General features: G+C 57.3%; 1 protein-coding gene. It reads right to left on the reverse strand.

Features of this window, described 5'->3' with window-relative positions; genetic code table 11:
• Nucleotides 1-1,037, reverse strand: a 1,037-nt coding sequence (locus tag JQ46_RS07165) for an IS1249 family transposase (protein WP_034986691.1), incomplete at both ends; no start/stop codon positions are given.

A 1,037-nucleotide genomic window follows, 5' to 3' on the forward strand; every position in this document is an offset into this window, starting at 1 on the left:
TGGATGCCGAGGTTGTGTTGGTAGCTGGTGTCGATGGCGGTGTCGTATTCTGCTGGTGCACCGATGTCATTGGTAGTGGCTGTGGTGTCGTGGGTGATCAAGTTTGTTGCTGTGGAAAGTGCGTCTTGACCCCATCGCTGGTCCCTGGCGATCTTGACCGGATCGTCAGGGACTTCTGTATGTAGATACAGCCACCAATCCATCACTGTGCGTTGATGCGGTAGTGATAGTCCGCGGTGTCTGCGGGCTAGTTCTTTTATGGGGGCGTTGATGCCGCCTTCAAGACTGTTTGTTGTCGCTGCTAGTCCGTCAGGATTGATGGTTGTTGGTGGTGGTTGCAGGTAGGTAAACAACAGGTCCCTGCGGTGCAGGGATAGTAATGACTGATAGGCCGCTCGGACGCGTTGGTGGGTGTAGACCCTGCTGTAGGCACCGGTGGCAGGGTCGCGGATGGTGGTTTTCTCGTTCATCCACACCTGGTAGGTGTGGTCGAATTCGTGCAGGTGGGCGACCCATTCGGCTGCTTGGTCAAGGTCGGTGATGCGAGTGAGTTTCAGGGCTAGGCGGTAGAGGGTTTTGCCGGCATCGGTGCGGGGATTGCTGGTGGTATGGCGGCGGACTGTTCGTTGGGCGTGGACGAGGCAGCGTTGGATGCGTGTTGTCGGCCAGCAGTGGTGGATGGCTGATTGGGCACCTTGTCCGCCGTCTGTCACTGCGACAAGTGGTGCGGCAATGGGGCGTAGTAGTTCGGTGTAGGCGGCGGTGGTTTCGTGTCTGGCCCAGGTCCAGTTGATGACGTGGGTTTTACTGGCTGCGATCAGGAGGCATCCGGACTTTAGATAGGTCGCGTCGAGGAAGATTTGGTCATGGATGCGGAATGAGTCGATGGTGGGTGTGGGGATGATCCACCAGCACCATCGGAATCGGTGGTGCATGGTTTGCCTGGTTACGCCATGGTGTGCGGCGAAGGTGGTTAGAGATTGGGTGCCGGTGGCCCATTGGATGAACAAAGCCATGGTGGCGGTATTTTTGTTGTG

This window comes from Corynebacterium jeikeium, assembly GCF_000738175.1.
In the GTDB taxonomy this organism is placed as follows: Bacteria; Actinomycetota; Actinomycetes; order Mycobacteriales; family Mycobacteriaceae; genus Corynebacterium; species Corynebacterium jeikeium_C.